This window comes from Bradyrhizobium sp. USDA 4516, from assembly GCF_054055915.1.
Map to the genome: position 1 here is coordinate 7114283 of NZ_JBSRXT010000001.1, position 24842 is coordinate 7139124.

Here is a 24842-nt window from a genome sequence, read left to right on the forward strand (position 1 = left end):
TCCGGATCATCAAGGGAAAAAAATTGCCAATCCCGGCCGAATGGCGCGGGGAGGGGCAGGCGTCGATGAACGGCCGGCCCGGACCTGTTGACGGGGATATTATCGGATGTTGCATCCAAGTGGTTGGACATGCTTCACATCCGGCTCGATTTGCCGGACAACTGACTTTTGCCTGGATTAGCACAGAAACAAGAAATTTGGGCCGGAAACGCGGGGAGCACGCATGTCGTCATCGTCTGAAGAACTCCACAACGCGGCGCTCGCCTACCACCGGCTGCCGCGGCCGGGCAAGCTCGAGATCCAGGCGATCAAGCCGCTTGCCAACCAGCGTGACCTGGCGCTGGCCTATTCGCCGGGCGTGGCCGCCGCCTGCACCGAGATCGCCAAGAACCCGGCCGAGGCGGCGACGCTGACCGCGCGCGCCAATCTGGTCGCCGTGGTCTCGAACGGCACCGCGGTGCTCGGTCTCGGCAATATCGGTCCGCTGGCCTCGAAGCCCGTCATGGAAGGCAAGGCGGTGCTGTTCAAGAAATTCGCCGGCATCGACGTGTTCGACATCGAGATCAAGGCCGACACGATCGAGCGCGTAGTCGAGACCGTTGCCGCGCTGGAGCCGACCTTCGGCGGCATCAATCTCGAGGACATCCGCGGACCTGAGTGCTTCGAGATCGAGGCGCAGCTCAAGGAGCGCATGAAGATCCCGGTCTTCCACGACGACCAGCACGGCACCGCCATCATCGTCGCCGCGGCGATCGTCAACGGGCTGTTGTTGAACGGCAAGCAACTGTCTGACGTGAAGATCGTCTGCTCGGGCGCCGGCGCCGCCGCGATCGCAACCCTCAATCTGCTGGTCTCGATGGGGGCGCAGCGCAAGAACATCTGGGTCTGCGACATCGACGGTGTGGTCTATGAGGGCCGCAACACCACGATGGATCGCTGGAAGGCGGTCTATACCCAGAAGACCGACGCACGCGTGCTCGCCGACGTCATTCCCGGCGCGGACATCTTCATCGGACTGTCTGCACCGGGTGTGCTGAAGCCCGAAATGGTCAAGCAGATGGGCGACAAGCCGCTGGTGATGGCGCTGGCCAATCCAGTGCCGGAGATCATGCCGGATGAGGCGCGTCTGGCGCGTCCCGACGCGATGATCTGCACGGGGCGGTCGGACTTTCCGAACCAGGTCAACAACGTGCTCTGCTTCCCCTTCATCTTCCGCGGCGCGCTCGACGTCGGCGCCACCGCGATCAACGAGGCGATGAAGCATGCCGCGGTGGACGCGATCGCGCAGCTCGCGCGCGATCCGCCGTCGGATGCGGTGGCCCATGGTTTCGAGAGCGGCGAGACCCAGGGGTTCGGCCCCGGTTCGCTGATCCCGAGCCCGTTCGATCCGCGCCTGATCCTGCGCATCGCGCCGGCGGTGGCCAGGGCCGCGATCGAGTCCGGCGTCGCGACCCGGCCGATCACCAATTTCGACGAATACGCCGCCAATCTCGAACGCTTCGCCTTCCGCTCCGGCCTCACCATGAAGCCGGTGTTCGCCAAGGCGAAGACCCAGCCGGTGCGCGTGATCTACGCCGAAGGCGAGGACGAGCGTGTGCTGCGCGCGACGCAGGTGGTGCTCGAGGAAAAGCTGGCGCGGCCGATCCTGGTCGGCCGGCCGTCGGTGGTCGAGACCAGGATCAAGCGCTTCGGCCTGTCGATCAAGGCCGGCCGCGATTTCGACCTGATCAATCCCGAGGACGATCCGCGCTACCGTTCCTATGTGCAGTCCTATATCGACGTCGCCGGCCGGCGCGGCGTGACACCGGAGGCCGCGCGGACCGTGGTCCGCACCAACAATACCGTGATCGCGGCGCTTGCCGTGTCGCGTGGCGAGGCCGACGCGATGCTGTGCGGCGTCGAGGGCCGCTACATGAGCCATCTGCGCCATGTCCGCGAGATCATCGGCTTCCTGCCGGGGGTCAGCGACTATGCCGCGCTGGCGCTGATGATCACCTCCACCGGAGCCCATTTCCTCGCCGATACCCAGGTGCGGCCGAACCCGAGCGCGGAGGAACTCGCCGAGGTGGCATCGCTCGCGGCGATCCACGTCCAGCGCTTCGCCTTCAAGCCGAGGGTCGCCTTCGTGTCACATTCCGACTTCGGCAGCTATGACACGGATTCCTCGCGCAAGATGCGGCGGGCGACCCAGCTCTTGAAGGACAAGCATCCGGAGATCGAGGCCGACGGCGAGATGCAGGGCGACACCGCGCTGTCGGCGGCGGCGCGGCGCCTGGTGCTGCCGCAGTCGCGGCTGGAAGGCGAGGCCAACATCCTGATCATGCCGAACCTCGATGCCGCCAACATCGCCTACCAGATGATCAAATCGCTCGCCAACGCGTTGCCGGTGGGGCCGATCCTGATCGGTCCGGCGCGCCCGGCGCACATCCTCACCCCCGGCGTGACGGCGCGTGGCATCCTCAACATGACGGCGGTTGCCGCCGTCGAAGCCCAGGAGCGCGCCGGCCGCGCGCAGCCGACGCTGTTCGGCTGACGGCCGTTGTTTGAGCACGTTATGTTCGGAAAACCGCAGCGCGGTTTTCCGCATCGTGTTTGAACCGAGATGGATTCGATTTGATCGAGGCAGGCGGAGCGACCATAATCGCTTCGCCTGCTTCGTCCGATTTCCGCCATCCAGTGAGGCCGACCCATGCCAGCGTTCATCACCTTCGGGCGGATCCTGTTCGCCGTGCTGTTCCTCTATTCGGGAGCGAGCAAGCTGTTCGGCATCCAGGCGACGGCGGATCTGCTGGCGGCCAAGGTGACGATCCCGGCCGTGGTCGCGCCCTATACGCAGCAGATCGAAACCGCCGTCGGCATGCCCTTCATGCAGCTGCTGGCGGTCACGATCGGCGGCTTCGAGATCGTCGCGGGGCTGATGATCGCGGTGAACGTGCTGGCGCGGTTCTTCGCGATTCTCCTGATCATCTTCGTGTGCTTCGCCACCTTCTACTTCCATGACTTCTGGAATCAGCCGGCGCCCGACAACCTCAGGACGCTGATCGATGCGCTGAAGAACCTGTCGCTGATCGGCGCGCTGTTCATCATCGCCGGCTACGGCCGCGGCCCGCGCCGCGACGACCCGGCCTATGGGGACGTGTAGGACGATACGCAGCTGTGGAGGGCGGGTTAGCCGAAGGCGTAACCCGCCGACCTGCGCATTCGGCAAGAGGGGTGGCGGGTTACGCTGGCGCTAACCCCCTCTGCGACGTTCAGAAAGATGGTCCCCACATAGGTACGCTTTCAAACCTCTCGAGGCGGACCGTTTTCCTGCCAGCCGACGACGCATCCGTGCCAAGTCGCATGATGTCTCGGTCTTTGGTATCGACGCGCAGCTCGAGTTTGCCTGGGCAGTCTTTGGGCTGTTCGATCTCCAGGGCGAACGGAATTGGAAGTGTCTTGCTCATGTTGGGAACCACGAAGGACTGGAAGAGCTTCTCCGAGCCCGTCGGGCTCTCCGGCGTTATTTCGACGAGATAGAAGTACAGGAATTCCCCGACAGAGGCCTTGCGGTCGCCGGGCGCTTGCACGAGTTCGCCGCGCAGGGTGGTTTTGCAGGCGCCGACTGCGCTGGTTGCGACCAGCGACGCCATCGCCACAAGAGCTACGGCGTTCGCCAGGGAGGTCATGCCGTTGTTCATCGCAAGCTGGCTCGGGATCTATGCGCTTCGCCGCCACGGCGTCACGCTGACATCCTGCGCGGCATCGATCAGCTGCGGCGGGCCGGCGTGCAGGCCGTGCGCTGATAGCACCTGTTGCGGGGTGTGGGCAGGGACGCCCGGAAAGCACGGCTCGCCGTCGGGGATGCGCACCTTCGGGGCGACCGAGAGCCAGAACGTGTCGTAGCGGTCCATGAACATGCCGAACACGCCGGGGCCGCCGATGATCGCGACCATGCCCGAGGTCACGCCGGCCTCGCGGCTCGCCGTCTCGAACGGACAGCCGGCGGGATTCCACAACAGCGCCTTCGGATTGTCGGGGTCGGGCGCGGTGGCCGCGACCTTGCTGGTCAGGATCAGCCGCCGCCGCTTCGGCGCGTTCGGCTGCTCTTCCTGGGAGTGACGGCCATGCACGACGAGGTCGGCGCGGTCGAGGGCCGCGGTGAAGAACCGCTTGTCGCCCTCGATCTTGAGGTCGTCGGGCATCACATTCCGCGCATTCGCCAGCCGGCCATCGGCGGAGACGATGACGAAGCCTTCGATACGCAGCGCCGGCACCAGGATTGTCGCCGGCGTTATTGCTGATCGACGGTGGTGACGACGCTGTTCACCGGGCGCGAGCTTACGGTCGGCAGCTTGACGTCCTTGGCGAGCTCCTGCTCGTATTGCGGCAGCACCGTCACCGGGAACTTGGCGCGCATCGCGACCACCTTGTAGCCGCCGGCCTTGAGCTGCGTCAGCAGCGTGGGCAGCGCTTCCGCGGTGTGCTTCTGGAAGTCGTGCATCAGGATGATGCCCTTGCCGAGCTTGTTCAGCTTCTTCATCACGGTGTCGATCACCTGCTGCGGCTTGCTCGCCTTGAAGTCGAAGGAGTCGAGGTCGCAGGAGAAGATCGCGATGTTGCGGTTGCCGAGATAGGTCACCATCTCCGGCGGATGCTGCAGCGCCGGGAAGCGGAAGAACGGCGAGGGTGAGGTCTCGAGCGCCCACTTGACCGCAGCGTAGCCGCGCTCGATCTCGTCCTTCTTCTGATCCTCGGTCAGCTTCTTGTTGTTCAGATTGGCGTGCGACCAGGTGTGGGCGCCGACCGTGTGGCCGGCGGCATAGACCTGCCGCAGGATTTCGGGGTGATAGGTCGCGTGCTTGCCGATCGGGAAGAAGATGCCCGTGGTGCATTCATCCGCGAGCGCTTTCAGCACTGCCGGCGTGTTGCCCGGCCACGGGCCGTCGTCGAAGGTCAGCACCACCTCATGGTCGCGCAGGAAATCGAGCTGCTTGAAATGCTCGAAGCCGAAGCCCGGACCGCCGGTGGTATCGATCTCGACCGTGCGGCCGACGCCGAGCGCGTTCGGATTGTTGCAGGCGGCGCGCGCCGGCTGTGGCGGTTGCTTCGGCGGAACCGGGGCTGCGGTTGCAGTGGCCGCTGCCGGGGCTGCGGCGGCGGGCGCGGGAGCCGCGGCCGCTGGTGCTGGTGCTGTCGGTGCCGCAGTAGCGCCCTTGGGGGGCGACGTCTGCGACCAAGCTGCGCTCGACGCGAGCAACGATACGGTCCCCGCAAAAATCAGACCTGTCGCAATGCGCATGGCGTGTTCCCTGCTGCTCGCGCTCCCGGCGCCGGCATTGCCGCGACCGGGTCGCTTCGCCCCCAACCGATCGTACCCTAGTCGCAGTGGCGACGCCAAGGCAATGAACGTGGCGAGCGCGTGTCCAAAATCCTCGTCGGATCAGTTAATTCCGGGGATTATCGTCATATCTCAGGCGGCCGCCAATGCCCGTGCGATCCCGGTCTTGATGCGCGTGTCGTCGGGCGCAACCGACTCAGCGAAAACGTCGGCGATGTAGCCGTCGCGGCCGATCAGGTATTTGTGAAAATTCCAGCGCGGCACGTCCTTTGGCCGAGCCTCCGCCGCCCAGCGGTAGAACGGATGCGCGCTCGCTCCGCGGACGATTGCTTTCGCCGCGATCGGGAAGGTGACGCCATATTGATGCTGCGCAGTCTCGGCGATCTCGGTCGGGCCGCCGGGCTCCTGGCCGCCGAAATCATTGGAGGGGACGCCAATGATGACGAAGCCGCGATCGCGGAATTCGGTCCAGAGTTGCTGCAGGCCGGCATATTGCGGCGTGAAGCCGCAAAGCGAGGCCGTGTTCACGATCATCAGCGGACGGCCGGCATAGTCGGCAAGTCTGATATCGCCGCCGCCGAGTGCCGGAAATGAGAAGGCGTAGGCGGTGATCCGGCTTATCGCGGGCTGCTCGGCATGCAGCGGGCGGGATGCCGCGGCTGCGGCGATCGCGGTCACGATCAGGGTCCTGCGGTCCATCATGGTCTCGTCCCCAGAACAGATGTTCGTCGGGATCATAATCCGGAGGGGACGCGCAGGCTTTCAAGAAGGCGTTATTGCCGGAAGCGGGTCGCCCGGATGGCCTCAGCGCAAAGGCAGGATGAAGTCAGTGCCTTCGCCGGTCTCGCCCTGGTTCACACCGAGGTCGGAGACGATGATCGATCCGCCGGTGCCGAGCGCTTCGCTGATCCGCGCCATCACGTCGGCCGGAATCGAGATGCGGTCGAGCGCCTCGGCCGGACTGTTGGTCACCGGCTGCGGCTTGGCCTCGGCCACCGCTGCGGCCGCGACCTTGCGGCGATGCGAGGTACGCTCTTCGACGTCGATGCGGGCGACGTTGCGGGTCGGCAGCGTCACCACCGACCAGCGCAGCAGGTTCGTATCGGTCTTGTCGGCTTGTGCGGTGAACACATGGGTGCCGAGCGGCCGGTCGCTTGCCGCGATCGTCACCGGCACCTCGAACAGAGGTGCAAAATTCTGCCGCACGTAGAGCTTGGAATCCTTGCGGCTGATGAACACCGCAATCTGGCCGGCGCGCTTCGGCACGTCGATCCTGGCGGTGCCCGGCAGCCGCGCCGGATCCTTCTTGGCGTCGGGCGCATCGGCTGCAGTCGCTGCCTCGGCGGGCTTGTCAGCGGCCTTCGAGGCATCGGCCTTCGGTGCGTCGGTCTTCGGTGCATCGATCTTGGGCGCCTCGGCAACACCAGGCTTGGCGGCGTCCGCCTTCGGCTCGTCGGCCTTGGCTTCCGCCTTCGCCGGATCGCTTGCGGAGACCTCGCTCTTTGGCGTGTCGGTGCTGGCGGTGGTTTCGCCGACCGTCTTGTCATCTGTGGTCGCGTTGCTGTCGTGGCCGGCGGAATTGGTCTCGGCCGGCTTGTCGGCGGCGGCCGTCTCGGGCTTCACGGTCTCGGACTTGTCGGCTGCGATCTTCTCCGCGATGGCGTCGCGCGCCGTGGAAGAGGATGCATCGGACATTGTCACTGACGCACTCGCTGCCGGCATCGCGCTGCTGGCGTCGGCGGTGTGGGTGTTGTCGCGCAGCGACGCGGCGGCATGGCCGACGCTGCTGCGCAAATCGAGACTGGACTGCTTGTCGGCGCCCTTGTCGCTCTTCACGCCGAGCGGCGCATCCATCTTCAGAATGTCGTCGGCGACCGGCTGCTGCGGCGCCACCTTTTGCGTGACCAGCAGCGGGTGCGAGAAACTTTCCGGCGAGATCGTGCCCGGCGTGACGAAGACGCGGGCGCCCATCCGCGTCCAATTGTACATCTTGACCGCGAACGACATCGGCATGCGGATGCAGCCGTGGGACGCCGGATAGCCGGGCAGCACGCCGGCATGCATTGCGATGCCCGACCAGGTGATGCGTTGCATATACGGCATCGGCGCGCCGCTGTAGATGTTGGACTGGTGATACTTCTGCTTCTGGATGACGCTGAAGACACCCATGGGGGTCGAATGCCCCTTCATGCCAGTCGACACCGGGCTCTCGGCATAGAGGCCGTTGGCGTCGTAGAGGCTGACCCGCTGCTGGTCGATCGAGACCGAGATGATCAGGGGACCTTGCGGCTTGCTGCCGGCCTCCTTCTCGATCGCCGGATTCTTCTTGGCTGTGTTGCGCTTCGGCTTTTGCCGGTGCGGCTGCGGCATCGGCTCGTAGTCGCCGTAGAAGGCGGAGTCGCGGTTCCAGTAATAGAGCGCTGCATCGGCCTGCGTGGAGGCGGCGACGGTGCCGGCGGTCGTCAGAATTGCCAGCTGCCAGAACCGCTCATTCGCGAAGTCAAAAACCGAAATCCGCCGTCCACCTGCGCGCATATTCCGAATCCCAGTCCAAACTACATGTTGGTTGTCGCAGACGCACAAAGCGTTCACCAGCGCAAGCGATCTAACCCTTCCGTGAGGGCGGTATTTTCGACGAAAGAGTAACAAAAAAGCCTCACAAGAGGTTAAAGCGCCGCGTTCGATCACCGAACTGTCAGCGCCTTCCTGTGCGGCGTTTGCGCACTACATAGGCGGGACCCACCCCGCGGAGACCTCAATGACATCGAGAACTGTGAGCTTGTGTGACCTGCGACGGTTGTCTCGATGGGGATGCGCGGTGCTGCTGATGTTGCTGGCTTTGGGGCAGGCGGGTCCTGCGGTCGCGGCCGACGAGCCGGACCTGATCTTTCGCCGCTCCACCGTGTTCAAATGGGTGAGCCCCAACGACAAGCTCGCGACCTATGGCGTCGACGATCCCGAGGTCGAGGGCGTCGCCTGTCACTTCACGGTGCCGGAGAGGGGCGGCTTCAAGGGCTGGCTTGGCCTTGCCGAGGAAGTCTCCGATATCTCGCTGGCTTGCCGGCAGATCGGGCCGATCCGCTTCAAGACCAAGCTCGGGCAGGGCGATGACATGTTCAGCAAGCGCCGGTCGCTGTTCTTCAAGAAGATGCAGATCGTGCGCGGCTGCGACGCCAAGCGCAACGTGCTGGTCTACATGGTCTATTCGGACCGCCTGATCGAGGGCTCGCCAAAGAACTCGACGTCGTCGGTGCCGATCATGCCGTGGGGCGCGGCCGATGCTGCCGTGCAGAAGTGCGGCGAGTTCATTCAATAGCTGGAGCAGGGGCTTGGCCCAGGCGGCTGAGGCGGTGGGCGAGCTAGCGCTCGGTTTGCCCGAACTGCTTCGCGCTGATGCCAAGGCCCGGTTTGACCTTCGAGTCGCGGCAGCCGACGAGGCGGACCAGCTTCTGCGGCGCGCACTCATTGTCGCCCATCACGTAGGCGCCTTGCTGCGGCATCGCGGCCGTCATCTGCTGCTGGCCGGATTTGCTCGCCGCGGATTCATTGCCAACACCAATGTTGCCATTGCCCACGACTGACATCCTTCGTTGGATCGGGAGGGATCACGACAACGTGCCACCGCGAAGATGGTTGCACGGCACGCAGACATGAGTCGACGAAACCGCCGCCCGGTTCACCGCCGCCCTTGCTGTGCTGCTTCTCCTCTCAGCAGAGGAAAGTTAACAAAGCGCGGTAGCTCGTTCAGTTTGCACGCATAATTGGCCGTCGCTCCGGCAGTGGCCGAGGTCCGGCATTGTCGCGCGAAGTTTTCAACAGCTTTTCAGTCACGCTTCTGCCGCTGAAATCATTGGTGTTTTCCGCCGAATGTTTCGTGGACCGCTGGTCGACGAAACAATTCGAGTTCCGACGAAACCATTTTCGGCTTGTTCCGCAGAACTCCGGAAACGGCAGATCGTTATCAGACCGTCACACAACGGCGCCGGATGCCGAGCGGAATAACGGAGACTGTCAGATGCGAACCATGAGCCTGATCCTCGCCCTCGCCTTTGTGATGGCCGGTTCGTCAATGGCAGGCTCGCCGGACAGCGGTTTGCCCGGGATCGGCACCTTCTCCTATAACGGCTCGCCGGTGGTCACCCCGGCCCCGATGGTGCTGGCGCAGGCCAACTGAGCGCGACGCAAAAAATAGAACTGCCGGTAAAGGCTCCCCATGCTGCTCCGTATCTGTTCCGCCGCGATGTTGGCATCGCTCGTCCTGATGGGGCCTTTGGCGGGCGCCGCGCAGGCCCAATCCCAGCTCCCCCTCGAATCGATGCAGATCCGCTCACTGTACCGCGTGCCTGAACCGCGCGACGAGTTCGTGCGGCAATGCGCGCCGCATATGCTCGGCCGCTGGGCGCATCCCGAGGCGGTGTGCGGCTGCCTGCACGACCACGCCGCCGCGACCGTGGACGATCCCGACCTGCGCCAGGCGCTGCTGCGCGGTATCAGCGAGACCGGCGTGCCGACCATCGAGACCGATTGGGTGCCGCCGTCCAAGCAGGGTGAGATCGGCCCGACCTTCACCAAGATCGCCAAGCCGACCCTGCAATGCATGTTCGAGCCGGTCTCGAACTGAGCCGCGCCTCAAAGCAATGAGGACCGCAGCGCCTCGCGACAGCGGGGCGTTTTACTTTTTGGCGAGGCGGGGCACGCAGCTGCTGGTCCGCACCACGCCGTTCTGGCTCAGCCTGGAGCCGACCACCTGCTTGATCTGCCCGGCCGGGCACGAGCCGTCATCGACAAGGACGCGCTGGCCGACCCGCAGATCGACGATGTCGCCCTCGCGCATGTAGGACTGCTCTGCTGCGGCGGATTGAGTCATCGCGCCAAGAGCAGCGACGCTGACCAGCGCGACGAATCCCAAGCGCAGCATCGCAGCCTCCTTCACTTGTTCTGGATCTTGAGCCCGTCGGGGCCGACATTGATCTGAAGGCCTTCGGGCTGCTTGTTCGCCTGATAAAGATTGTAGCCGAGCATGCCTGCGATCACGACCAGCGCGGCGATCACGAGATACAGGACGTTGCGATTTGGCATCCGGTATCTCCGTAAGCGGACACTGACTGAACGCGGGCGACCTTAGTCAGGTGACTGCGATTCTCCTAGAGGGCTGCGGCTTGGCGGATGGCTTGACCGATGTCTTGCGCGTCGCGCGCAGCGCGGCGAGCGTTGTCTTCGCCAATCGTTCCGCCGATGCAACGAGTTGCGGAACCGGATGGCCGGAAAATCCCAGCACGAAGCCGGGCAGAGGCGGCGCGCGATGATAGGTCTCGGCGAGCAGCCAGCCGCCGACGCCGGCATTAGCCTTTGCCTGCGCGGCAATCAGCGGATCGGTCGCGGGATCGAGCCGCGCCACGAGGTGCAGGCCCTGCGAGGGCACGGGAACCGTGAGCTCGCCTTCGGATGCGCTCACAAGCGTCGACGCCAGGATGTCGCGCGCCTCGCGATAGAGTTTGCGCGATTTGCGTAAGTTGGCCGCAAAGGCGCCGGAGTTCAGCATGTCGGCGACCGCGCCTTCCATCAACGTGGCGGGAAAGCGGTCGAGCGCGGCGCGCGCCGCCGTCACCGGGCCGATCAAGGCTTCGGGCAGGGCGCAATAGCCGATCCGCAATCCGGGAAACAGCGTCTTCGCGAACGTGCCCATGTAGATCACGCGGCGCAGATGATCGATGCCGGCCAGCGACAACAGCGGCGCGCCGTCGTAGCGGAACTCGCTGTCGTAGTCGTCCTCGAACACGAAGGCGCCGGCATCCCGTGCCCAGTCGAGCAGCTCGAGCCGGCGCGGCATCGACATCTGCACGCCGAGCGGAAACTGGTGCGAGGGCGTGACATAGGCAGCGCGCGCTTGCGGCGCGGACGCGCGCCCCTTGTCGATGCGCATGCCCGACATGTCGACCGGCACCGACACCGGACGATAGCCGCAATGCTCGATCGCGCGCCGCGCCGCCGGATAGCCGGGGTCTTCGCACCAGACCTGGTCGCCGGGCTTGAGGATCGCCCCGAGCACGATGCGCAGGGCATGCAGCGTGCCGGACGCCAGCATGATTTGGTCGGGGTCGCAGCGCAGCCCGCGCGCCGACAGCAGATGGTCCGATATCGCCGCGCGCAGCTCGCTGCTGCCGCGGGGATCACCGTAATGCAGATGCTCGGACCCGAACGCGCGCAGCCTGCGGCCGGCGAAGGCGCGGAAGCGCTGCAGCGCGCGCTCGTCGATATGGGTGCAGCCGAGCGACAGCGCGTTGTGCTGCGGCGGTTCGATCGCGATCCTTGCACGGCGCGGCGCGGCGGCCTGCGCCGGAATGCGCGCCGCGACGAAGGTTCCGGCGCCCGTTGTTGCCACCGCAAAGCCGTCGGCGATCAGCCGCTCATAGGCCGTGGTGACCGCGTTGCGGCGGAAGCCGGTCTGCTTGGCGAGCGCGCGCGACGGCGGCAGCGGCTCGCCCGGCTTGACGAGGCCGCCGACGATCGCGTGGCACAGCGCCTGATAGAGCCGCTGCTGCGAGGCCGCGCCGGGGGTGACGTGCGGGCCGGCGAGATCGAGCGGCAGCTCGGCCTTGCGCGCCGCGGGCTCCCGAGAATTGGTCGGAATTTTTCGCATGGAATTGGCACTATCGCAGACCAAATGAGCCGCTACAACTCTGGACAGATTCCAGATTTCGAAAGGCTCACCGTGACCGAAGGCGCATCCGCTCCGTCCTATCCCATGTCGTCCCGCAGCCGCGTGAAGCGCCGCCACGACCGCGGCTTCTACGACCACGCCACCGTGCACAAGATCCTCGACGCCTCGATGCTGTGCCACGTCTCCTACGTGATCGACGGCCAGCCCTATTGCACGCCGACCTTCTTCTGGCGCGAGGGCACCAGGCTCTACTGGCACGGCTCGAGCGCGAGCCGGATGCTGGAGAACCAGTCCGAAGGGCAACGCGTGTGCCTGACGGTCGCCCATCTCGACAGCCTGGTGCTGGCGCGCTGCGGCTTCAACCACTCGGCCGACTATCGCGCGGTGATGGCGTTCGGGTCGGCCTATCTCGTCACCGACCCCGCAGAGAAGGAACGCGCGATCGTCGCGATGGTCGACCGCTTCTTTCCCGAGCGCACCGCGAGCCTGCGTGCCAGCAACAAGCAGGAGATCAAGGCGACCTCGTTCATCGCGATGGAGATCGAGGAGGCCTCGGCAAAAATTCGCGCCAAGGGCGTCGCCGACGATGACGAGGATTACGAGTTGCCGATCTATGCCGAGCGCATTCCGGTGCGCACCGTGCTCGGCGCGCCGGAGCCGTGCCCGCGGCTGCTCGACGGCGTGACGCGGCCGAAGACGCTCGATGGTTATTCGGAGGGCCGGCTGCTCGAAGATGCATTGCGGGACGCCTATTTTGCGCAATACCCCGCGGAGTGAAATCGGGCTACGCTGCGGCTCCCGCCTGATCTGTTTTCCCGATGGAGCCAAAGCATGACTGCCGAGACGCAACAACGAATCCTTGCCGCTGTTGATGAGGGATTCGATGCGCAGCTTGCGACGACGCAGGCCTTCGTCGCGATCCCCTCGACCCGCGGCGCCGAGGGGCCGTGCCAGGACATGATCGGCGATCTCCTGCGCGAGCGCGGCTACGAGGTCGACGACTGGCACATCAATCTCGACGAGCTGAAGGATTTGCGCGGCTTCGGCCCGATCGAGCATGATTTCTCGAAGGCACGCACGGTGGTCGGCACCTACCGCCCGGCCAGCAATGCCGGCAAATCGCTGATCCTGCAGGGCCACTGCGACGTGGTGCCGACCGGTCCGCTCGAGATGTGGGAGACGCCGCCGTTCTCGCCCGTCATCAAGGACGGCAGGATGTATGGCCGCGGCGCCTGCGACATGAAGTCCGGCACGATCGCCGCGCTCTACGCGCTGGATGCGATCGGGAAGGCCGGCCTGAAGCCGACGGCGCGGATTCACTTCCAGTCCGTGATCGAGGAGGAGAGCACCGGCGTCGGCGCGCTCTCGACCTTGCAGCGCGGCTATCGCGCCGATGCCTGCTTTATCCCGGAGCCGACCAACGGCACGATGATCCGCTCGCAGGTCGGCGTGATCTGGTTCCGCCTGAAGGTGCGCGGTTTCCCGGTGCATGTGTTCGAGGCCGGCGCGGGCTCGAACGCGATCATGGCGGCGTATCATCTGGTGCATGCGCTGGAGAAGCTCGAGATCGCCTGGAACGAGCGCGCCAAGGCCGACCGCCATTTCAAGGGCGTCAATCACCCGATCAACTTCAATCCGGGCATCATCAAGGGAGGCGACTGGGCCTCCAGCGTGCCGGCCTGGTGCGACGTCGACTGCCGCATCGCGGTCTTGCCGGGCTGGTCGATCGCCGAGTGCCAGAAGGAGATTCTGGCCTGCGTGTCGGCGGCGGCGCGCGATCATCGCTTCCTCTCCAACAATCCGCCGCAGGTCGAATGGTCGGGCTTCCTGTCGGAAGGCTACGAGTTGGTGAACTCCGAGGCACCGGAAGCTGCCTTCGCCAAGGCGCACTCGGTCGTCTATGGCGGCGCTGTGGAAGACCGCGCCTTCACCGCGTTGACCGACACGCGCTTCTACGGTTTGAACCACAACATCCCGAGCCTCTGCTTCGGCGCCACCGGCGCGGCGATGCACGGCTTCAACGAATATGTCGAACTGGAGTCGCTGCGGAAAGCGACCAAGGCGATGGCGCTGTTCATCGCGGAATGGTGCGGCGTAGAGAAGGCGTAGCTTCGTTCTCCCTATGCCATTGCAATCATAGTGTTGTGCGTGATTGCGCAACAAATTCGCTGTCGTCCCGGCGAAGGCCGGGACCCATAACCACAAATCTTGCTTGTTGTGCAGCGCTGCGAGGACGAGTCCCGATCACAACATTAGCCGCGGAGTATGGGTCCCGGCCTGCGCCGGGACGACGCTGGAGGTTTCAGCGCTCCGCCCACAACGCCTTCACGATCGCATCGAGCCCATCGGTCAGCGCGGCGGGGCCGGGCTGCAGGATGATGGGCGACTTGATCTCGACGATGCGGTCGTTGCGCACCGCCGGGATTTCGCTCCAGCCCTCACGCTTGCGGATGCGGTCGGGCACGACCTTCTTGCCGCACCAGGACGCCAGGATCACGTCGGGCATCGCCGCGCGCACCGCGTCAGGCGTGACGATGCGATCCCTCGCCGCCTTGTGAACGCGCAAATGCGGCAGCGCGTCCTCGCCGCCGGCGATCTCGGTCAGTTCGGACACCCAGCCGATGCCGCTGATCAGCGGATCGTCCCATTCCTCGAAATAGACCTTTGGCCGCGGTGCCGGACGCGGCGTTGCCGCGATCGTCGCCAGCCGTTGTTCGAGGTTTTGCGCGAGCCGATCGGCGCGGTCGGCGGCACCGACCATTGCGCCCAGACTGCGGATCATCGCGAGGATGCCGGCGACGTCGCGCTGGTTGAAGACGTGGACGGCGACGCCGGCGCGCACGAGATCGGCGACGATGTCGGCCTGCAGATCGGAGAAGGCGAGCACCAGATCGGGGTCGAGCGCCAGGATCTTTGGCATGTCGGCGGAGATGAACGCCGACACGCGCGGCTTCTCGCGGCGGACCTGCGGTGGCCGCACCGCGTAGCCGGAGACGCCCACGATGCGGTCCTGCTCGCCGAGCAGATAGAGCGTCTCGACCGTCTCTTCGGTCAGGCAGACGATCCGACGGGGAGGGAAGTCGCGCATGGCAGGCGGTATGCAGGCTCCGAGGCACATTGTCACTGATGTCATGACGTCATTCGCGCCATTACCTCAGACGTCATTGCCGGGCCCGCTCTGGCAATCCATCATGCCCGATATCAACCTCGAAGAAGGCCACAAAGCAGGGAGTGCCCATGACGCCGCTCGAAAAGATCCAGTCGATGAAGATGCCGTTTGCGGAACTGAAGGGCGTTACGTTCATCGAGGCCGATCAGGACCGGGTGGTCGCGAAAATGGTGGTGCGGCCGGACCTCTGCACCCTCCGCAACACGATCCATGGCGGCGCGGTGATGGCCCTTGCGGACTCGGTCGGCGCCGCCGCGACCGTGATCAACCTGCCTGGGGACGCCAAGGGCACCACGACGCTGGAGAGCAAGACCAACTTCATCGGCGGCGCCAAGGAGGGGACGACCGTGATTGCGACCGCAACACCGGTTCACCGCGGGCGGCGGACCCAGGTGTGGCAGACCAGGCTGGAGACCGAAGACGGCAAGCTGGTCGCGGTGGTGACCCAGACACAGCTGGTACTATGATGGGGCGATAATGTGATTTAACAATCACCACATGCCTTAATTGAATGAATCTCGGCGCTTGAATTTTATGGTGCGTCGCACAATATAGGGGTTGCTAGGGACTCGACGCCTCCTCGAGGGCTACCAAGAGGAGTTATGAAATGAACTATGATTCGATTCGTTCGACGGCCGCCAAGGGCACCGTGCGGACGTTGAGCCAGCAGGAAGAGCTTCCGCTGCTGCGCGATCACCTGCTGCGGCTGGATCGCACCAGCCGTCATGATCGTTTTCATGGCTTCATCGACGACAGTTTCATCCGCCGCTACGCCGAGCGCTGCGCCAATGACGGCACGGTCATCATCGCCTATTTCGAGGACGGCGTGGTCCGCGGCGCGGCCGAGTTGCATCCGCCGGAGCAGTCACCGGATGCCCAGCCCGAGATCGCTTTCAGCGTCGAGCGGTCGGCGCGGCGGAAGGGCGTCGGCAGCACCCTGTTCCGCAAGCTGATCGCCGAGGCGCACGCCAAGGGCTACGGCAGCCTGCGCATCACCACTGGCGCACAGAACGATGCGATGCGGGCGCTCGCCACCAAGTTCGGTGCCCAGCTGACCTTCCGTCATGGCGAGTCGACCGGCAGCATCGACCTGAGCGAGCAGCAGCAGCCCGAAGCGGCGCCGGCTGTCACCGCGGTGACGCCGGTCGAGGCTGCGCACGCGATCGTCGAAATGAACCGCGCGTATTGGCGCATGGTGATGCAGATCTCCGGCTGGGGCCGGGCGGCCTGAATCGGCAGCGTTTCCAAGCGAAGTGGATACCGGTTCGCGTGAAGGAAACGCGTCCAACAAGAATCCCAGATCAAACGAAAAAGGGCAATCCACTCAATGGATTGCCCTTTTTCTTTCAGCAATTGGATGGTGCGTCTCAGGTGCCGGTGCGCTTGTCGGTCGCAAAGCGGCGGACCACGCGGCGCTCGACTACCACGGAGCGCTGCGCGCCCTGTTCGCCGGCGATGACACGGGTTGCCGTGCCGGTGCGGGCACTGACGCGCGCGGTCTTCTTCACCTCGGCGAGCACGTCGTCATAGGGCAGCCCCATGAGGGCCGACGCGATCTCGGCTTGGGCCTCCACGTCATCGGTGATGCCGATGGCAGCGAAGATTGCTTCTTCCAGCGTCGGCGGATCATGCCGCACGCGCCGGGTGCCATACTTGGTGTTCCAGTCTCCGCTCATCGCCGCCTCATCATTGAATCGCGAGAGATACGTAAGGTCCCCAATGTTGCATTGCAATATGAATGTGAGATGGCAATCCAGCCATGCAGCTAGAGTCTCTCAATCTTGTGAGCGTCATAAAGTTCGATGGTGGTCGCCGCGGCCGCGAGAGATTGCAGCGAGCGGACGAAATCGCGTGACGCAGGGACCGCGAAATGCGCCGCCAGCGCGGCGCGGTCGGCCCATTGCTCGAAGAACACCAGTCTGAGCGAATTCTCGCAGTCGACATTGACCGCGTGGGAGATACAGCCGGGCTCGGTGCGCGAGCGATGAACATGTTCAAGGCTCAGCCGCCGCACCTCGTCGAACGAGTCGGGGCGGGCGGTGACGCTGCCGGTGACGACGATCATGATTTCCCCCTCCAATGCGCGATGAAGCCAAGTCATCATCGCACTTTAGGTTCTTGTTTGAGCATGATCTTTTCGGAAAACCGCTTCGCACTTTTCCGGATCATGCTCTACGGGATGGCTTCTGCCCCGGGTGCACTCATCTGTTGCTGCGGCCAGCGCTTCAGCGCGGCGCGACCGGCATCGGTCAGCACATAGATGCCGCGCTCGGCGCGATCGAACCAGCCATAGACATTATGCAGCAGGATCTTGCCGGCGTCGGGAATATCCGCGCGGAGGTCGCGCACCCGCCGCGGCCCATCCGAAAGCGCACAGGCGCAGGCCAGCGCCTGCTGCCGGTAGGCGGTCATGATCGGCGCCCGCGTCGATCCGCCCATTGCGGGATCGCCCTTGCGCTTCTGGTGCTCGGTGATCAGCCGTGAACGTTTCTTCGGATTGCGGCGGGGCGCCGCGGTCGGCGGCGGCACCAGCACCTCGACGTCGCCGCGGTCGGTGACACCGAGCATGCCGAAGCCGAGCCGCCGGCACAGATTACGATAGCGCGCGTCGCTCTCGCGGCCCTTGCCGCGGGCCGACACCTTGGCCGCGATCCACACCTCGTCAGCGGCGCCGGCGCGATCGACCGCCTGCAGGATCAGTTCGAGATTGAAGGCGAGCTTGAGTTCACCAACCACGACGACCGGTGGATCATCGCCGCTCAGCGCCACGAGGTCGCAGCCGCCGATCTCGCCCTTCACCGTGAAGCCGAGCTTTTCCAGGAAGCGTTTGACGGGCAGATAAAGCGCGGTTTCCAACAGGCAGGCTCCTGCGGCATCGGCCGCGACTCGGTGCGCCAGCATAGCGCGGAATTGCGCCCGCCGATGCGATTGGAATTTGCCCAAGACACGGCCGAGCGGCTATTGTCGGAACCGGGACCAGGCGCAGCTCATGATCCGGAACGGGCTCGATCACATCACCGTCGAATTTCTCGACGGCGTCTCTGGCAGCAACCAGGGCGTCATGGTGCTGCGCGACGGACAGATGCGCGGCGGCGACTCGTTTTTCTTTGCCTACGGCAGCTACACCGCAGCCGATGGCAAGTGGAAGGGCGAGGTCACCAACGAGGAGCATTCGCCGACCTATGGCGAGCGCCCGGTGTGGGAACGCGAGGTGGTCACGATCGGATTTACCGGCACCTACACCGACCAGACAGCCGAAGGTGACGGCATGCCGCTCGCCGGCAAGCAGAGCATCCGCTTCCGGTCGAAGCTGCGGCTGCTGGTTGCGGACTGAACTGCCGATGCTAGTCGCGCTCGCGGCCTCAGCTGATCAGGCGATCATATTCTGCGTGCGAGCCGATCCAGAACCAGAGGTATCCTCGTTTGTTTCGACGGCAAGCGCGCGATAGCGCAAGCCAGCCCGAACGGACCAAAATCGCCCATCTTCTTGAATTGTAGAGATGGATGACGTGAATTGCGCTTCAACAGCGCAAAGTTCGCGTCGGCGAGCTCACGGATTGGAACGGGTAGTTATTCGTAGGCAGTCCAAAATTTGGGGGAGGCCGAGTGCTTCACAAGTCGCGCGACTGTCCGGCGCGATAAGCTGCCAAGGCCTCGTCCGCCAAGGCGTCGAGTTTCCCGGCCTTTGCGTCCCGTTCGATCGCTGCATCGAAACGCTCGGCATCGAACGTTTCAAACCAGTCGCGAAAGCGGGCCAGCTCACGAGGAGGCAGCCGTTCGACGGCCTTTTCGATGTCTTCTGCAGTAGTCATCACGAGCATATGGCATCGGCCAGATCGACCCGAAAGGCATCCGGGAGAGGGAGCGCATCTAAACCCGCCCGTTCACCGGCAGCAGCGCGCCGGTGACGGCGCTCGCGGCATCGCTGGCGAGGAACAGGATCACCTGGGCGAGCTCTTTCGGCGTCACCCATTTGGAGATGTCGGCCTGCGGCATCGCAGCGCGATTGGCGGCGGTGTCGATGATCGAGGGCAACACCGCGTTGACCGTGACCTTGCCCTTCAGTTCCGCAGCGAGCGACTCGGTAAGGCGGTGCACGCCGGCCTTCGAGGCGGCATAGGGACCCATGCCGGAGGCCGCCTGCAAGGCGCCGAGTGCGCCGATATTGATGATCCGTCCGGCGCCCGATTTGGTGAGATGCGGGATAGCGGCGCGCGAGGTGTTGAGCGCCGTCATCACGTTCATCGCATACATGCGCTGCCAGGTCTCCGGGTCGCCGTCGCCGACCGCCTCGAAGGTAAAGCCGCCGGCGATGTTGATCAGCCCGTCGAGCCGGCCGAAATGCGCGGCCGCCTTGTCGATCGCGGCGGTCGCCTGCGCCGTGTCGGTGAGGTCGACACCGCCCAGCTCCATATGGTCGGCCGTCGCCGCAAGCGTTGACGCGGCATGATCGATGCCGGCGACGCGCGCGCCGCGCGCCAGCGCCTCTGTGGCGACCACTTTGCCAAGCGCGCCAAGGGCGCCCGTGATGACGATGGCTTTTCCGTGCATGGCGGTCTCCGCATTCGCGAGCAAACGAATGCCCACTATGATCAGGCGGAATTCATTTGCAATGCCGCCAATTTCGCCGCCTACTGCGCGCATTCATCAATTCATTCACCTCAAGGATGTTTGCTATGCCGACACCCAGACCGTGCGAAACCCATCCCGATCTCATCAGGTTTGGACATAAGCTGCCGCACTTCGCGGATGCGCTGCGGCATCAGCGCAAGATCAAGCTGGTGGCGCTTGGATCGTCCTCGACCGCGGGCGCCGACAACATCCTGCCGTTTCCGCCGCGGCTCGAGATGCTGCTGCGGCAACGCTTCTTCGGCCGGATGATCGACGTGATCAATCGCGGGATCGGCGGGCAGGAGGCGCCGGAGGAGTATTCGCGCATCGAGTCCGACGTGACGGCTGAGGCGCCGGTGCTGGTGATCTGGCAGGTCGGCACCAACGCCGTCTACAAGAGCTACAATCCGGCCGAGGTGCGTGCGGCGCTGGAGGCCGGGCTCGACGTGCTCGCTGCGCTTCCGCTTGACGTGGTCGTGATGGATTCCCAGTACACGCAGGCGATCGTCGGCACGGAAGCTGCGCTCAATCTCGCCAACGTGATCATGCCGATGATCGCCGAAGTGACCGCAAGCAAGAAGGTGAATCTGTTCAGCCGCTTCGCGCTGATGAAGCGCTGGACCGATGACGGGATTCCACTCGCCGAGCTCGACGATGGCGGGCAGCTTCATACCAGCGAATGGGCGACCAATTGCGTAACCCAGTCGCTGTTCGGCGCGATCGACGACGCCTTGAAGCCGGAGGCGATCACGTAAGCCCAACGACGTCGGCCCGACTACGTAAGACTACGGGGTAGGGCCTGTTGGGTAAAATTTGCAGCAGTTCTGTAAGTCGTTTGCAGAACCCTTTCCTTAGAAGCGGAACTCCAGCCAAGGTAGGGGTTATGCGAATGGGAAATCTTCCGGATCACGGTTTACCGCTGGTTCAGCTTAAGGAGCAGCGGCGCGATCTCGTGGTGGCGCTGCAAAACCGCAAGGGACCAGTGGGCAGCTGGGAATTGATGCAGATCGCCGCGATCCAGCAGGCGATCTCGGCGTTCGAGGATGTGATTGCCGACCTCGATGCGGAACTCGAGCTCGAGGCCGCAGCGGCCTGAGCTTTTTTGGTTCAGCCGGGTTTTCTTCACGCGAACCGGTGTGCACGTCGCTCGAAAAGTCGGGCGAAAAGTCGGGCGAACTGATCAGGCCTGCAGATAGCGGCCTTCAAGCGCCTTGCGCTCGGCCTGGCCGAGCCCGAGGCCTTCGCGGAAATAACCGTCGAGGCTGCCATAGTCGGCATCGATCGCCTCGAATGCAGCCTCCAGAAATGCCGCGCGCACGGTGCCGAGCACCTGCTTGACGTCGTCAGGCAGCTCGGTGCTGTGGGCCGGGTCGCGTTTGTAGAACCGGTTGGTCAGGAGATAGTCGTCCGCGATCACCTGATCGGATACGCCGAGCGCGTGCAGGATCAGCGCGCAGGCAAAGCCGGTGCGGTCCTTGCCGGCGGTGCAGTGGATCACCAGCGGCGCGCGGTCTTCCAGCAGATGAGCAAACAGCGTGCGGTAACGCGCCGTGTTGTCCTGCACATAGCCCCGGTAGGAGTCCCGCATCACGTCGATCGCATCGGCTTCCGAGAGCTGACGGTTGCTGGCGATCTCGCGCAGCGAAGCCACCACGGTCGGCTCGACGGGAAGCGAATGCACGGTGACGTCGCTCATGCCGCATAGCGCCTCGGCGCGCTCGGCGACGCCGCGAAAATCGAACGCGCTTCTGACCCCGAGCGAGCGCACCACGGCGACGTCCTGCTCGGTAAGATGCGCAAGATGGTTGGAGCGGAAGATCTGGCGCCAGCGCACCGTCCGCCCGTCGCGCGTCTGGTAGCCGCCGAGGTCGCGAAAATTGCTGGCGCCGGCGAGATTGAGATGACGGGCAGGGGCTTCGGACATCGGGCGGGCCTGTTGCAGCTGATGAGGTCTTGGCGCAGGAATAGCGGCGCAGACAGGTCTATAACCGGCCCGTTGGGGGGAGAATATGACTTATCGCGGGGGCGCCATTGTCATCGGCGCAATTCTTTTCGAACTCTTTGGTTCCTCGAACGTGTCGGCGCAGTCCGCCTTCCGGAATTATCGCTGCGCCGACGGCACGCAATTCATTGCCGGGTTCTTCAACGGGGATACGCGCGCGCATCTGCAACTCGACGGCAAGGCGGTGACGCTGAAGAAGCGCCTGTCGCTGACGGGCACGCGCTACAAGGGCGGCGGGGTCACGCTCGAGATCAGCCGGGCCGGGCTTGCCAGGCTCCGGCATGCAAGGCGGCCGGCGACGGCCTGCGAGCTGGCATGAAAAAAGGGCCGAAACGCTCGCGTTCCGACCCTTGTTATTGTTCTGCTGCTGTCTGACGTTTTTGCGTCGCGCCCCTCGATCGCATCGGCATCAGTGATCGCGGCCCGGCTTGGCGTCGTCGATGGCCGCCTGATGGTACCAGCTCTCGCTGCAGGCCGAGGTTTCTACCTCGAGTTCGAGCGCCGTCCGCATCTCGCCGTAGCGGCGTCCGCCGAGAGCCGCGCGGCCTCCTGCTGGGAATTGATAGATCGTTGCCGATCCCTGGATCGGTCCTTGGTTTTGGCCCGTGGTGATCATGTCAAAGTCTCCTTTGGCCGGAGCGAGCCTCCATGGTGCGCCCGACTCATTCGCGTGTGGTTACCGTGTTTTCGATATCGGCCCGGGCTGGGCGGGGTGCAAGTGAACAAGAAATAGTCATTGTTTGGCTAATTCGTGGGCAGATTCGGGTTTGCTTCCTGTGAGGCAGGATGTAGCTGACCAACGCTTGAGCCGCGACGATGGTTGCGGGGCACCCGATCGTTGGACACGAACTGTCACATGGCGCTGCCGCCGCATTAAGCGGCAGGCGATGCCGTAGCCGAATTTGCTGCAGAAACGGGCGGCCGAGGGCGCTGGGAGAAGATTTTGACTGACCGCGGCGCATGCCAGCCGCGCTGCTATGTCGCAGAAAAAAATGCGATCTCCGCTGTGGACATCCGCGGCCGGGCGAGCACCGCAGTGCAGCGACTGGCATTTTAATTGCTTAGTAAGAGCCGGCCGATGGTGGCCGGGTACGCGTGCGGCGGCCGACTGGCTTTCGGTTCCTCACGGTTTTGCATCATCAACAGAGAGGTTCAATGACCAAGTACAAGCTCGAGTATATCTGGCTCGACGGATATACGCCGACGCCGAGCCTGCGCGGTAAGACGCAGATCAAGGAATTCGCGTCGTTCCCGACCCTCGAACAGCTTCCGCTGTGGGGCTTTGACGGTTCGTCCACCCAGCAGGCTGAAGGCCACAGCTCTGACTGCGTGCTGAAGCCGGTCGCCTGCTATCCCGACGCCGCGCGCGAGAACGGCGTGCTGGTGATGTGCGAAGTCATGATGCCCGACGGCAAGACGCCGCATGTCTCGAACAAGCGCGCCACCGTTCTGGATGACGAAGGCGCCTGGTTCGGCTTCGAGCAGGAATACTTCTTCTACAAGGACGGCCGTCCGCTCGGCTTTCCGGAAGAGGGTTATCCGGCGCCGCAGGGCCCGTACTACACCGGCGTCGGCTACAAGAACGTCGGCAGCGTCGCCCGCAAGATCGTCGAAGAGCATCTCAATCTCTGCCTCGCCGCCGGCATCAACCACGAAGGCATCAACGCTGAAGTGGCGAAGGGCCAGTGGGAATTCCAGATCTTCGGCAAGGGCTCCAAGACCGCCGCTGACCAGATGTGGATGGCCCGCTACCTGATGCTACGCCTCACCGAGAGCTACGGCATCGATATCGAATTCCATTGCAAGCCGCTCGGCGACACCGACTGGAACGGCTCGGGCATGCACGCCAACTTCTCGACCAAGTACATGCGCGAAGTCGGCGGCAAGGAGTACTTCGAGAGCCTGATGAAGGCCTTCGACAAGAACCTGATGGATCACATCGCCGTCTACGGCCCGGACAACGACAAGCGCCTGACCGGCAAGCACGAGACCGCGCCCTGGAACAAGTTCAGCTACGGCGTGGCTGACCGTGGTGCCTCGATCCGCGTTCCGCACTCCTTCGTCAACAACGGCTACAAGGGCTATCTGGAAGACCGTCGCCCGAACTCGCAAGGCGACCCCTACCAGATCGCTTCGCAGATCCTGAAGACGATCTCCGAAGTGCCGACCGGCGCCAAGGCTGCGGCCTAAGCTGCTATCGGACCCGGATGGAGCCATCCGGTACCGCAATAGGGTCCGCTGGGGCGATTGCCTTGGCGGACCTTTGCATTTTAACGACAGCGTTTGCAGGCGGCTCTCCACCGAAACCGGTTTCGCTGCGTTATGAACCGCGCTAGATAACGGGTGCATCTTGGCTGCCGGGGATGCGGCGCTTGTTTGAGGGGTTTTACAAGGTCCGGTTCGAACTCGGCGGCGCCGTCGGCCGCGGCGTGATGTATGTCGGCGATGGCAAGATGCTGGGCGGCAATTCGGCGTTCGCCCATATCGGCACCTACGAGAAAGCCGGCGACGAGGTCGCAGTCGAGATCCAGACCGTCCGCCATAACCCCGATCCGAACTACCGCGCGATGGCCGGTACCGATGACGCCACGCTGATTGCCAAAGGCCGGCCGGACGGCGACCTCTACCGCTTCAAGGGCGAGCTGAAGGAGTTGCCCGGCGTGCCGTTCCAGTCGGTGATGACGCCGATCACCGAGGGGGACATCCCGCTCGCCGGCGGGGTCGGCGAGGGCGGCGTCATCAACGGGCTCTATTCGATCCACATCCGCGTGCTCGACGGGGTCGACGGCGGCCTCACCGGCGTGATGCTGCTGAACAATGGCCGCATCCTTGGCGGCGACGCTTTCTTCTACTATCTCGGCACCTACACCTCCGAGAAAGGCCGCTGGAAGGGCCAGATCCTCAATCAGGAGCACACTTCGGCGATGGGCGAGAACCCGATCTTTGGCGGCCACGAGGTCGGCATCGGCTTTGCCGGCACCTGCGACGCCGAGGGCGCCGTGCTGGAGGCGACCGCGCTTGCCGGCAAGCGCAGCCTGCGCCTCACGGCCGCGCTCAAGCTGATGCGGCGGGCATAGGC

General features: G+C 64.4%; 32 protein-coding genes. 15 read left to right on the top strand and 17 right to left on the bottom strand.

What is annotated here, in order from left to right; all coding sequences use genetic code 11:
- The first annotated feature begins 223 nt into the window (after nt 1–223).
- Together ACVI1L_RS32460 and ACVI1L_RS32465 are read left to right on the top strand one after the other, a co-directional pair.
- Nucleotides 224–2533, top strand: coding sequence for an NADP-dependent malic enzyme (locus tag ACVI1L_RS32460; RefSeq protein WP_057019906.1), 2310 nt, complete (start codon nt 224–226; stop codon nt 2531–2533).
- Between the two features lie 156 nt (nt 2534–2689).
- Entirely contained in the window at nt 2690–3142 is a 453-nt protein-coding gene (locus ACVI1L_RS32465) for a DoxX family protein (protein ID WP_057019907.1), read from the top strand.
- Nucleotides 3143–3251: 109 nt separating this feature from the next.
- Here the strand turns inward: ACVI1L_RS32465 and ACVI1L_RS32470 are convergent, their stop codons facing one another.
- The 5 genes from ACVI1L_RS32470 to ACVI1L_RS32490 form a co-directional block, all read right to left on the bottom strand.
- The gene (locus ACVI1L_RS32470) at nt 3252–3680 is read right to left on the bottom strand and encodes a hypothetical protein (RefSeq protein ID WP_456784745.1); all 429 of its coding nucleotides are present in this window, start codon (nt 3678–3680) and stop codon (nt 3252–3254) included.
- Nucleotides 3681–3698: 18 nt separating this feature from the next.
- A complete protein-coding gene (locus tag ACVI1L_RS32475) occupies nt 3699–4256 on the bottom strand; it encodes a dihydrofolate reductase (RefSeq protein ID WP_456784747.1) in 558 nt (185 codons plus the stop codon).
- A 17-nt stretch (nt 4257–4273) separates the two neighbouring features.
- Nucleotides 4274–5281, bottom strand: coding sequence for a polysaccharide deacetylase family protein (locus tag ACVI1L_RS32480; protein WP_076832034.1), 1008 nt, complete (start codon nt 5279–5281; stop codon nt 4274–4276).
- Between the two features lie 171 nt (nt 5282–5452).
- Entirely contained in the window at nt 5453–6022 is a 570-nt protein-coding gene (locus tag ACVI1L_RS32485) for a glutathione peroxidase (RefSeq protein ID WP_057019911.1), read from the bottom strand.
- 102 nt (nt 6023–6124) lie between these two features.
- Nucleotides 6125–7855 carry a L,D-transpeptidase family protein gene (locus tag ACVI1L_RS32490; protein ID WP_456784748.1) on the bottom strand — a complete coding sequence of 577 codons (1731 nt, stop codon included), beginning with the start codon at nt 7853–7855 and terminating at the stop codon, nt 6125–6127.
- 223 nt (nt 7856–8078) lie between these two features.
- Here ACVI1L_RS32490 and ACVI1L_RS32495 point away from each other — a divergent pair, with 223 nt between their 5' ends.
- Entirely contained in the window at nt 8079–8636 is a 558-nt protein-coding gene (locus ACVI1L_RS32495; protein WP_028332339.1) for a CreA family protein, read from the top strand.
- Between the two features lie 43 nt (nt 8637–8679).
- Here ACVI1L_RS32495 and ACVI1L_RS32500 read toward each other — a convergent pair whose 3' ends face one another.
- Entirely contained in the window at nt 8680–8904 is a 225-nt protein-coding gene (locus ACVI1L_RS32500) for a hypothetical protein (protein WP_076832039.1), read from the bottom strand.
- 212 nt (nt 8905–9116) lie between these two features.
- Here ACVI1L_RS32500 and ACVI1L_RS32505 point away from each other — a divergent pair, with 212 nt between their 5' ends.
- Nucleotides 9117–9494 carry a hypothetical protein gene (locus tag ACVI1L_RS32505; RefSeq protein WP_143271143.1) on the top strand — a complete coding sequence of 126 codons (378 nt, stop codon included), beginning with the start codon at nt 9117–9119 and terminating at the stop codon, nt 9492–9494.
- A gap of 39 nt (nt 9495–9533) precedes the next feature.
- Nucleotides 9534–9941 (top strand): hypothetical protein, encoded by a 408-nt coding sequence (locus ACVI1L_RS32510; RefSeq protein ID WP_057019915.1) that lies wholly within the window; start codon nt 9534–9536, stop codon nt 9939–9941.
- Between the two features lie 51 nt (nt 9942–9992).
- On the opposite strand, the gene ACVI1L_RS32515 is transcribed toward ACVI1L_RS32510, so the two are convergent.
- The 3 genes from ACVI1L_RS32515 to pdxR are packed head-to-tail and all read right to left on the bottom strand — an operon-like array spanning nt 9993 to nt 11960.
- A complete protein-coding gene (locus tag ACVI1L_RS32515) occupies nt 9993–10238 on the bottom strand; it encodes a DUF6719 family protein (protein WP_210262764.1) in 246 nt (81 codons plus the stop codon).
- An 11-nt stretch (nt 10239–10249) separates the two neighbouring features.
- On the bottom strand, nt 10250–10399 hold the full coding sequence (locus ACVI1L_RS32520; protein WP_167350431.1) for a hypothetical protein: 150 nt from the start codon (nt 10397–10399) through the stop codon (nt 10250–10252).
- Between the two features lie 46 nt (nt 10400–10445).
- On the bottom strand, nt 10446–11960 hold the full coding sequence (gene pdxR, locus ACVI1L_RS32525) for a MocR-like pyridoxine biosynthesis transcription factor PdxR (protein ID WP_456784749.1): 1515 nt from the start codon (nt 11958–11960) through the stop codon (nt 10446–10448).
- A gap of 105 nt (nt 11961–12065) precedes the next feature.
- Between pdxR and ACVI1L_RS32530 the strand changes: the two genes are divergently transcribed.
- Entirely contained in the window at nt 12066–12758 is a 693-nt protein-coding gene (locus ACVI1L_RS32530) for a pyridoxamine 5'-phosphate oxidase family protein (protein ID WP_371852173.1), read from the top strand.
- Nucleotides 12759–12812: 54 nt separating this feature from the next.
- Nucleotides 12813–14090 carry an ArgE/DapE family deacylase gene (locus ACVI1L_RS32535; RefSeq protein WP_456784751.1) on the top strand — a complete coding sequence of 426 codons (1278 nt, stop codon included), beginning with the start codon at nt 12813–12815 and terminating at the stop codon, nt 14088–14090.
- A gap of 193 nt (nt 14091–14283) precedes the next feature.
- On the opposite strand, the gene ACVI1L_RS32540 is transcribed toward ACVI1L_RS32535, so the two are convergent.
- Nucleotides 14284–15069 (bottom strand): cobalamin-binding protein, encoded by a 786-nt coding sequence (locus ACVI1L_RS32540; RefSeq protein WP_057019918.1) that lies wholly within the window; start codon nt 15067–15069, stop codon nt 14284–14286.
- Nucleotides 15070–15218: 149 nt separating this feature from the next.
- Here ACVI1L_RS32540 and ACVI1L_RS32545 point away from each other — a divergent pair, with 149 nt between their 5' ends.
- Together ACVI1L_RS32545 and ACVI1L_RS32550 are read left to right on the top strand one after the other, a co-directional pair.
- Nucleotides 15219–15617, top strand: a complete 399-nt coding sequence (locus ACVI1L_RS32545; protein ID WP_057019919.1) for a PaaI family thioesterase — start codon at nt 15219–15221, stop codon at nt 15615–15617.
- Between the two features lie 140 nt (nt 15618–15757).
- On the top strand, nt 15758–16381 hold the full coding sequence (locus tag ACVI1L_RS32550; RefSeq protein ID WP_168856993.1) for a GNAT family N-acetyltransferase: 624 nt from the start codon (nt 15758–15760) through the stop codon (nt 16379–16381).
- Nucleotides 16382–16517: 136 nt separating this feature from the next.
- Here the strand turns inward: ACVI1L_RS32550 and ACVI1L_RS32555 are convergent, their stop codons facing one another.
- From ACVI1L_RS32555 to ACVI1L_RS32565, 3 genes are all read right to left on the bottom strand, one after another.
- Nucleotides 16518–16826, bottom strand: coding sequence for a hypothetical protein (locus tag ACVI1L_RS32555; RefSeq protein WP_016843036.1), 309 nt, complete (start codon nt 16824–16826; stop codon nt 16518–16520).
- Nucleotides 16827–16915: 89 nt separating this feature from the next.
- On the bottom strand, nt 16916–17215 hold the full coding sequence (locus ACVI1L_RS32560) for a putative quinol monooxygenase (RefSeq protein WP_168856994.1): 300 nt from the start codon (nt 17213–17215) through the stop codon (nt 16916–16918).
- 107 nt (nt 17216–17322) lie between these two features.
- Nucleotides 17323–18006 carry a DUF2161 domain-containing phosphodiesterase gene (locus tag ACVI1L_RS32565; RefSeq protein ID WP_456784752.1) on the bottom strand — a complete coding sequence of 228 codons (684 nt, stop codon included), beginning with the start codon at nt 18004–18006 and terminating at the stop codon, nt 17323–17325.
- 133 nt (nt 18007–18139) lie between these two features.
- Here ACVI1L_RS32565 and ACVI1L_RS32570 point away from each other — a divergent pair, with 133 nt between their 5' ends.
- Entirely contained in the window at nt 18140–18484 is a 345-nt protein-coding gene (locus ACVI1L_RS32570) for a hypothetical protein (protein ID WP_168856996.1), read from the top strand.
- Between the two features lie 277 nt (nt 18485–18761).
- Here ACVI1L_RS32570 and ACVI1L_RS32575 read toward each other — a convergent pair whose 3' ends face one another.
- Both ACVI1L_RS32575 and fabG read right to left on the bottom strand, forming a co-directional pair.
- A complete protein-coding gene (locus ACVI1L_RS32575) occupies nt 18762–18971 on the bottom strand; it encodes a hypothetical protein (protein WP_456784753.1) in 210 nt (69 codons plus the stop codon).
- A gap of 49 nt (nt 18972–19020) precedes the next feature.
- Nucleotides 19021–19701 (bottom strand): 3-oxoacyl-ACP reductase FabG, encoded by a 681-nt coding sequence (gene fabG, locus ACVI1L_RS32580; RefSeq protein WP_456784754.1) that lies wholly within the window; start codon nt 19699–19701, stop codon nt 19021–19023.
- A gap of 125 nt (nt 19702–19826) precedes the next feature.
- Here fabG and ACVI1L_RS32585 point away from each other — a divergent pair, with 125 nt between their 5' ends.
- Both ACVI1L_RS32585 and ACVI1L_RS32590 read left to right on the top strand, forming a co-directional pair.
- Nucleotides 19827–20516, top strand: a complete 690-nt coding sequence (locus ACVI1L_RS32585) for an SGNH/GDSL hydrolase family protein (protein ID WP_456784755.1) — start codon at nt 19827–19829, stop codon at nt 20514–20516.
- 134 nt (nt 20517–20650) lie between these two features.
- On the top strand, nt 20651–20857 hold the full coding sequence (locus ACVI1L_RS32590) for a hypothetical protein (protein ID WP_035634033.1): 207 nt from the start codon (nt 20651–20653) through the stop codon (nt 20855–20857).
- Nucleotides 20858–20941: 84 nt separating this feature from the next.
- On the opposite strand, the gene ACVI1L_RS32595 is transcribed toward ACVI1L_RS32590, so the two are convergent.
- Nucleotides 20942–21685, bottom strand: a complete 744-nt coding sequence (locus ACVI1L_RS32595) for a tyrosine-protein phosphatase (protein WP_076832061.1) — start codon at nt 21683–21685, stop codon at nt 20942–20944.
- Between the two features lie 85 nt (nt 21686–21770).
- Here ACVI1L_RS32595 and ACVI1L_RS32600 point away from each other — a divergent pair, with 85 nt between their 5' ends.
- Complete coding sequence (locus ACVI1L_RS32600) at nt 21771–22082, top strand: MliC family protein (protein WP_057019926.1); 312 nt, start codon at nt 21771–21773, stop codon at nt 22080–22082.
- A 90-nt stretch (nt 22083–22172) separates the two neighbouring features.
- On the opposite strand, the gene ACVI1L_RS32605 is transcribed toward ACVI1L_RS32600, so the two are convergent.
- Entirely contained in the window at nt 22173–22379 is a 207-nt protein-coding gene (locus ACVI1L_RS32605) for a DUF2735 domain-containing protein (protein WP_456784757.1), read from the bottom strand.
- 539 nt (nt 22380–22918) lie between these two features.
- Here ACVI1L_RS32605 and ACVI1L_RS32610 point away from each other — a divergent pair.
- Nucleotides 22919–23953 carry a glutamine synthetase beta-grasp domain-containing protein gene (locus ACVI1L_RS32610; protein WP_024581543.1) on the top strand — a complete coding sequence of 345 codons (1035 nt, stop codon included), beginning with the start codon at nt 22919–22921 and terminating at the stop codon, nt 23951–23953.
- Nucleotides 23954–24135: 182 nt separating this feature from the next.
- Entirely contained in the window at nt 24136–24840 is a 705-nt protein-coding gene (locus tag ACVI1L_RS32615) for a hypothetical protein (protein ID WP_057020062.1), read from the top strand.
- The last annotated feature ends 2 nt before the right edge of the window (nt 24841–24842 follow it).

Excerpts from the sequence above, each read along its gene's own strand:
- ACVI1L_RS32570 (WP_168856996.1), top strand. The coding sequence starts at position 18,140 with ATGATCCGGAACGGGCTCGATCACATCACCGTCGAATTTCTCGACGGC.
- ACVI1L_RS32530 (WP_371852173.1), top strand. The coding sequence starts at position 12,066 with ATGTCGTCCCGCAGCCGCGTGAAGCGCCGCCACGACCGCGGCTTCTAC.
- ACVI1L_RS32470 (WP_456784745.1), bottom strand. The coding sequence starts at position 3,680 with ATGAACAACGGCATGACCTCCCTGGCGAACGCCGTAGCTCTTGTGGCG.
- ACVI1L_RS32485 (WP_057019911.1), bottom strand. The coding sequence starts at position 6,022 with ATGATGGACCGCAGGACCCTGATCGTGACCGCGATCGCCGCAGCCGCG.
- ACVI1L_RS32575 (WP_456784753.1), bottom strand. The coding sequence starts at position 18,971 with ATGCTCGTGATGACTACTGCAGAAGACATCGAAAAGGCCGTCGAACGG.
- ACVI1L_RS32515 (WP_210262764.1), bottom strand. The coding sequence starts at position 10,238 with ATGCTGCGCTTGGGATTCGTCGCGCTGGTCAGCGTCGCTGCTCTTGGC.
- ACVI1L_RS32495 (WP_028332339.1), top strand. The coding sequence starts at position 8,079 with ATGACATCGAGAACTGTGAGCTTGTGTGACCTGCGACGGTTGTCTCGA.
- ACVI1L_RS32595 (WP_076832061.1), bottom strand. The coding sequence starts at position 21,685 with ATGTCCGAAGCCCCTGCCCGTCATCTCAATCTCGCCGGCGCCAGCAAT.
- ACVI1L_RS32540 (WP_057019918.1), bottom strand. The coding sequence starts at position 15,069 with ATGCGCGACTTCCCTCCCCGTCGGATCGTCTGCCTGACCGAAGAGACG.
- ACVI1L_RS32460 (WP_057019906.1), top strand. The coding sequence starts at position 224 with ATGTCGTCATCGTCTGAAGAACTCCACAACGCGGCGCTCGCCTACCAC.
- ACVI1L_RS32480 (WP_076832034.1), bottom strand. The coding sequence starts at position 5,281 with ATGCGCATTGCGACAGGTCTGATTTTTGCGGGGACCGTATCGTTGCTC.
- ACVI1L_RS32600 (WP_057019926.1), top strand. The coding sequence starts at position 21,771 with ATGACTTATCGCGGGGGCGCCATTGTCATCGGCGCAATTCTTTTCGAA.
- ACVI1L_RS32585 (WP_456784755.1), top strand. The coding sequence starts at position 19,827 with ATGCCGACACCCAGACCGTGCGAAACCCATCCCGATCTCATCAGGTTT.
- ACVI1L_RS32550 (WP_168856993.1), top strand. The coding sequence starts at position 15,758 with ATGAACTATGATTCGATTCGTTCGACGGCCGCCAAGGGCACCGTGCGG.
- fabG (WP_456784754.1), bottom strand. The coding sequence starts at position 19,701 with ATGCACGGAAAAGCCATCGTCATCACGGGCGCCCTTGGCGCGCTTGGC.
- ACVI1L_RS32610 (WP_024581543.1), top strand. The coding sequence starts at position 22,919 with ATGACCAAGTACAAGCTCGAGTATATCTGGCTCGACGGATATACGCCG.
- ACVI1L_RS32605 (WP_456784757.1), bottom strand. The coding sequence starts at position 22,379 with ATGATCACCACGGGCCAAAACCAAGGACCGATCCAGGGATCGGCAACG.
- ACVI1L_RS32590 (WP_035634033.1), top strand. The coding sequence starts at position 20,651 with ATGGGAAATCTTCCGGATCACGGTTTACCGCTGGTTCAGCTTAAGGAG.
- ACVI1L_RS32545 (WP_057019919.1), top strand. The coding sequence starts at position 15,219 with ATGACGCCGCTCGAAAAGATCCAGTCGATGAAGATGCCGTTTGCGGAA.
- ACVI1L_RS32560 (WP_168856994.1), bottom strand. The coding sequence starts at position 17,215 with ATGATCGTCGTCACCGGCAGCGTCACCGCCCGCCCCGACTCGTTCGAC.
- ACVI1L_RS32500 (WP_076832039.1), bottom strand. The coding sequence starts at position 8,904 with ATGTCAGTCGTGGGCAATGGCAACATTGGTGTTGGCAATGAATCCGCG.
- ACVI1L_RS32535 (WP_456784751.1), top strand. The coding sequence starts at position 12,813 with ATGACTGCCGAGACGCAACAACGAATCCTTGCCGCTGTTGATGAGGGA.
- ACVI1L_RS32490 (WP_456784748.1), bottom strand. The coding sequence starts at position 7,855 with ATGCGCGCAGGTGGACGGCGGATTTCGGTTTTTGACTTCGCGAATGAG.
- ACVI1L_RS32520 (WP_167350431.1), bottom strand. The coding sequence starts at position 10,399 with ATGCCAAATCGCAACGTCCTGTATCTCGTGATCGCCGCGCTGGTCGTG.
- ACVI1L_RS32555 (WP_016843036.1), bottom strand. The coding sequence starts at position 16,826 with ATGAGCGGAGACTGGAACACCAAGTATGGCACCCGGCGCGTGCGGCAT.
- ACVI1L_RS32465 (WP_057019907.1), top strand. The coding sequence starts at position 2,690 with ATGCCAGCGTTCATCACCTTCGGGCGGATCCTGTTCGCCGTGCTGTTC.
- pdxR (WP_456784749.1), bottom strand. The coding sequence starts at position 11,960 with ATGCGAAAAATTCCGACCAATTCTCGGGAGCCCGCGGCGCGCAAGGCC.
- ACVI1L_RS32510 (WP_057019915.1), top strand. The coding sequence starts at position 9,534 with ATGCTGCTCCGTATCTGTTCCGCCGCGATGTTGGCATCGCTCGTCCTG.